The organism is bacterium (genome assembly GCA_019912885.1).
Classification (GTDB): Bacteria; Lernaellota; Lernaellaia; order JACKCT01; family JACKCT01; genus JAIOHV01.
On the sequence record JAIOHV010000187.1, the window covers coordinates 1 to 5,010 of the forward strand.

Annotated in this window: 4 protein-coding genes; 3 read left to right on the forward strand and 1 reads right to left on the reverse strand. The window is 66.0% G+C overall.

The features are described from left to right. The 3 genes from K8I61_16345 to K8I61_16355 form a co-directional block, all read left to right on the forward strand. On the forward strand, positions 1 to 954 hold a 954-nt coding region (locus K8I61_16345; GenBank protein MBZ0273609.1), incomplete at its 5' end, for an oligosaccharide flippase family protein. Beyond that, complete coding sequence (locus K8I61_16350) at positions 951 to 1,877, forward strand: ribonuclease Z (GenBank protein MBZ0273610.1); 927 nt, start codon at positions 951 to 953, stop codon at positions 1,875 to 1,877. The genes K8I61_16345 and K8I61_16350, both read left to right, overlap by 4 nt. 202 nt (positions 1,878 to 2,079) lie before the next feature. After that, the gene (locus tag K8I61_16355) at positions 2,080 to 3,639 is read left to right on the forward strand and encodes a glycosyltransferase family 39 protein (protein MBZ0273611.1); all 1,560 of its coding nucleotides are present in this window, start codon (positions 2,080 to 2,082) and stop codon (positions 3,637 to 3,639) included. Between the two features lie 13 nt (positions 3,640 to 3,652). Here K8I61_16355 and K8I61_16360 read toward each other — a convergent pair. After that, positions 3,653 to 5,010: hypothetical protein (locus K8I61_16360; GenBank protein MBZ0273612.1), on the reverse strand; the 1,358-nt coding region annotated here is incomplete at its 5' end.

Below are 5,010 nucleotides of genomic sequence, written 5' to 3' on the forward strand. Positions count from 1 at the left end.
GTCCCCGGCGGCGAAACCGCTCCCGCCGCGCCCGCGCCCGCCGCGTCCGAAAGCGGTGTCCCGACGCGCCGTCTCGTGTCGTTTTCGCTCTCGTTTTACGCGTACGATCTTCTCAACTTCGTTCTCGACAAGAGCCTCGACATCTGGATGCTGATGTTCCTCGTGGCCGACACGCGCGAGGTCGGCTGGTACGCGATCGCCTACAACTTCGCGTTTTTCGCGCTGACGATCTTCACCAAGGTTTTCGCCGAGGGCTTCACGCTCGGGCTGGTCGCCGACGTTCACGCCTCCGGGGACCGGGAACGCCTGCAACGCGTGTTCGGCGCGATCTTTGAGTACGTCTATCTGTTCGCGCTTCCCATCGCCTTTGGCGGCCTTGTGCTCGGCGACGATCTGCTTCGCGTGATGTACGGCGCCGAGGCCAAGGGCGCCATCGCGCCCGCCCTGCTGTTTCTGGTCGTGATGACGCTTGGACGCTATCAGTCCATCACCGCCAATTTCCTCGGCGCGATGGATTCCGAGCGCGCCCTCATTCGCTCGCGGGCGATCTTCGGCGCGATGAATTTCGCCGCGAACCTCGCGCTCATCCCGAAATTCGGCGCGCTCGGCGCCGCGATCGGCACGAGCGTCGCGACGGTCGCGGGCCTGGCCTATGAAGCGCGGCTATTGCACCTCACGATGCGCCCGCGCATTCCGTGGCGATTCTTCCGGCGCGTGGCCGGCTGTGCGGCCGCGATGGCCGCCGCCGTCGTCGCCGTTTGCCACCTGTTACCGGATTCGGATAATTTGCGCGTCCTTGCCGGGCTGCCGGCCGGGGCGATCGTGTACGTTATCGGCCTGCGCGTGACGCGCCCCATCAGCCCGCACCTGCTCGAGCTCATCGGACGCATGCGCTGGCCCGCGGCTTCCGCCGCGGCGCGCTGGCTGATGCCCGCGAAAGGATCGCGCCCATGATCGAATGCGTGCTGCTCGGATCGGGCGGCATGATGCCGATGCCCTACCGCTTTCTTGTCAGCCTTGCCGTGCGCATTGAGGGCATGACGCTGATGTTCGATTGCGGCGAGGCGACGCAGATCCCGCTGAAGTCGATGAAGATCGGCGTCAAGCCGATCCGTCACATCTTCATCACGCACCTGCACGCCGACCACGTCACCGGCCTGCCGGGGATGCTGATGATGCTCGCGCAGGCCGACCCGGAAGACGTCGTCACGATTTACGGCCCGCGCGGCATCGCGGCCTACGTTCACGCGCAAGAGCGCACGCTCGGGTTTGAGAGGCGCTTTCCGCTTGAGATCGTCGAATTGCATGGCGCGGACGGCGTCGCGCTTTCGGACGCGAATTTCGAGGTCGTCTTTCGCCGGCTGCGCCACGGGCCGCGATGCCTGGGCTACGCCGTGATCGAACGCCCGCGCGCCGGGCGATTCGACGTCGAGGCGGCGGTATCGCTTGGCGTCAAGCCCGGCCCGGATTTCGGACGCTTGCAGGGGGGCGAAAGCCTCACGCTCACGGACGGCCGCGTCGTGACGCCCGATGACGTGCTCGGCCCGCCGCGCCCGGGACGCAAGATCGCGTACATCACGGACACGCGCCCTTGCGCGAACGTGGTGGAGCTCGCGCGCGGCGCGGACGTTGTCTACATTGAGGGCATGTTCCTGTCCGACATGGCCGAGGAGGCCGCGCGCAAGGGACACCAGACCGCGCGCCAGGCGGCCGAGCAGGTCGCCGCCGCGGGCGCGAGCCGCGCGTTTCTCATCCACTTCTCGCCGCGTTACGCGCCCGACGAGCTGAGCCTTCTCGAACGCGAGGCGCGTGAGGTCTATCCCGCGATCGACGCCGGCCGTGACATGACATCGTTTTCGATCCCCGTGAAGCCCTGACCGCGTTTTTTTTGGCCGTCAGCCGTCAGTAATCAGCAAACAGCCGCCGCCTACTATCAGCGGTCGGCAATCGGCGATCAGCCTGTCCGCTTCGGCAAGCGGTCGCGCAACCGATTGTTGAAAGCTGACGGCCGAAAGCTACCGCCGTCGCGCCTTGCCCGCTGCGCCGGAATAACCAATCATCGCGGGCGGATCCAAAAAAATGGACGCGCAACCATTGCCTGCGGCGGATACCGCCGCGCGCCAGGCCGGGCTCCGGGCCGCCGGAGTCATCGAGGCGGCGATTCGCCTTCTGCCTTGGGGCGTCGCGGCGGTTTGCGCGTTCCAGTACGTCGTCGGGTACGCGGACTACAATGTCGACGCTGCCGCGTTGATGACGATCGTGCTCGATTTCGTGCAAGACGGCGAAATCCCTCTTGCCGGCCAGACCTTCTTTCGCGGACTGCGCCTCGCGCCGCTCGCGCCGTTGCTGACGGCGCCCGTCGTCGCGATCTCGCGCAGCCCGGCGCTGCTTTACGCTTACGTCGTCGCGTTCAAGCTCGCGTCGCTTCCGTTGTTTTTCGCCGCCGCTCGCGGGGTGTCCAGGGACGATCTCTTCCCGCACATCGCCACGGGTGTTTTCGGCGTATTTGTCGCGACGACGATCATCCCGAATCGCCCCATGAACACGGCTTTCGTACCGCCGTTCCTGGCGTTGGCCGTCTATTTTCTCGTGCGCGCGCAAAACGGCCGCGCGGCCGACGCGCTTGGTATGTGGATGGCCATCGGTCTGTGCATGCAACTGCACATGACCACCGGCATTCTCGTCGTGACGGCGCTTTTCGACGCCAGCCGGCGGGGAACAAGGAATTTCTTGATGCATCTGGCCGGTGGCGGCGCCGTCATCCTGCTTTTGCACGCGACGGTTCTTTACACGCTGGTTTTCGGGGAGGCATCGTTGGCCGAGCGCGTCGCGGGCGAATCCGGCGGCGCGCGCACGATGCTCGCCTTTGCCGGCGAGTACGTTGCCCGCGTGGCGGACTGGGTCGTGACGATCGTCATCAACGTCGGAATCGTTGCGGCGATCTACCTGATCCGCGGCATCCGCCGTCCCGCGCGCTTGCAAGCCCCGGACATGGCGCGTCTTTGCGCCTTTCACATCGCCGCTGTTCTCGTCGTCCTGCCCGCGCTCTCTGTCATCAAACAGCAGAACCGCCTGACCTATCTGTTCGCCGCCGCGCCGTTCTTGGCGATCCTGATCGCGCTGGGCGCGCGTGACGATGTGCGGCGCCTGCGCCAAGGGCCGCGCGAGTGGCGGCGCTTTCCGCTGCCCTACGCGATGATCACGCTGTTTCTTCTCCTGGCCGGTCTTGCGTTCTCGTCTGTGCCCGCGGCCGCGGGCAAGGCACCGTGCGAATTTTGGCGGCTCTATCAAATCGACAGCCAGGTCGCCATCGCGCGCGGTATCCAGGCGGCCACCGCCGGCATGTCCGAACACCGGATCGAAGCGCTCGTTTATGAAAATCCCGATGGCGAATCCCGGCTCGATGCGAGGAGCTTCGCACTGTACGAATCGCTGTTGCGGTATTTGGCGGACAAGCCCGATTATCGCGACGCGTCACCCGCGTCGACGGTCGGTGTGTTCGTCCGGCCGCGCGACATGCCCTGGCCGCCGGCGGTGGAAAGCGAGCTTTCCGCCACGAGGACTCTCGGCCGCGTGCGTGCCGGGTGCGTCGACGCGACCATCATCGCGCGCCCGGGCTCGATCCCCGGGGCGCCCTGATGCGCGTCGCCTGTCACGGGACGGGGTCGGTCGTAAGCCGCTCGTTACGCCGGACGCGCATCTTCGCGCTCACCTCCACGACCGCCTCGCCGCCGCCGTCGGGCTCGCCGGAAAGCACGATCGTGTTGATACCCTCGACCGGCCGCGGCAGCGCCGCCGAGGCGTAGCGCATACGAATTGCCAACTCCGCGCCGCGCTCTTCGGGAAGGTCGATCGTCATCGAAAACACGCGCGAGCGCGCGGGGACGTCGGTGGTCAGATCGGCCGTCACGGGTACGGGCCCCGCGAGAAGTTCCGCGGGCAAGGGGGTCAGAATGCGGACGGGCAGGTCTTTCCCGTCGCTTGATGTTACCGCGACGGAAATTCCGGGATAAGGCAGCGCGAGCGACACCATCGCCTTGCCTTCGATGTGCGTGTACCACACGACGACCCGGCCGTTGAGGTCATCAAGCCGCCCCGTCTCGAATTCGATCTCCTCGCCCGGGCGCAGGCAAAAATCGGCCAGCGGAAGGCGCGGGGCGGGCGGAGGCGCGCAATCCATCGTCGGCGGTAAGAGAAATTGTTCGCGGTTGTAGAGGACGTCGCGCGACGAACGAAACCCTGGTTTCCCCGGCGCCGACGCCAATGCGCCGCCGCGCCGCACGTCGGCCAGCGAGGCGACGGAGGTGTAGTCTTCCGTGTAGAACAACATCCCCGCGAGATCGATCAACGATCGTCTCTCGCCATCCGCGATCTCAAGGACAACGTGCTTTCCGAAGGTGATATCGCAAGCAGCAAGGCCGAGATGATTGGCGAACGCGTGAAGGTAGCTCGACGAGGGGCCGCATTCCGTGAAACCGTGGTAATGCAGGGCCTGCAGCGCGTCGGGCGCCCAGTCCGATGGAAAATTACCGATGCCGTCACTTCCAGGCCGAATAATGCGTCGAAGCGAGCGAGACAGGATCCTTGCGAAGCAATAAACCTGCGCCACGCGGTTTTCCGAAGTGCGCGAGCACACCTTGGCGATTTCCGCGTAACTCCCGAAGCGGTTTTCGTCGTTGATGACAAGGCGCGGAAAACGCAACGCCGTTGTTCCGACATTTCGCAGGCGGACGCTCTCCCAACGCGGGTCGGAGCCGGGCGGCAGAACGATGAGGGCCTCCGGCGCGTTCGGCAGCGCGAGCACCTGGCGAAAGTCGATCGACGCGTCGCGCACAAAAAGGTGCGTCGTACCGAACTCGGCATACGCCCCGCCGAGCGCCGCGAGGACGGCAAGCCCCACCGCCGTCCAACGCGCGCGCCGGCCCCATGTGTTTCGCACGCCATGATGCATCGACGACATCTTCGACACCGCCGACCGGGAATGCAACGCGACGGCTTGCTCCCCGGTGG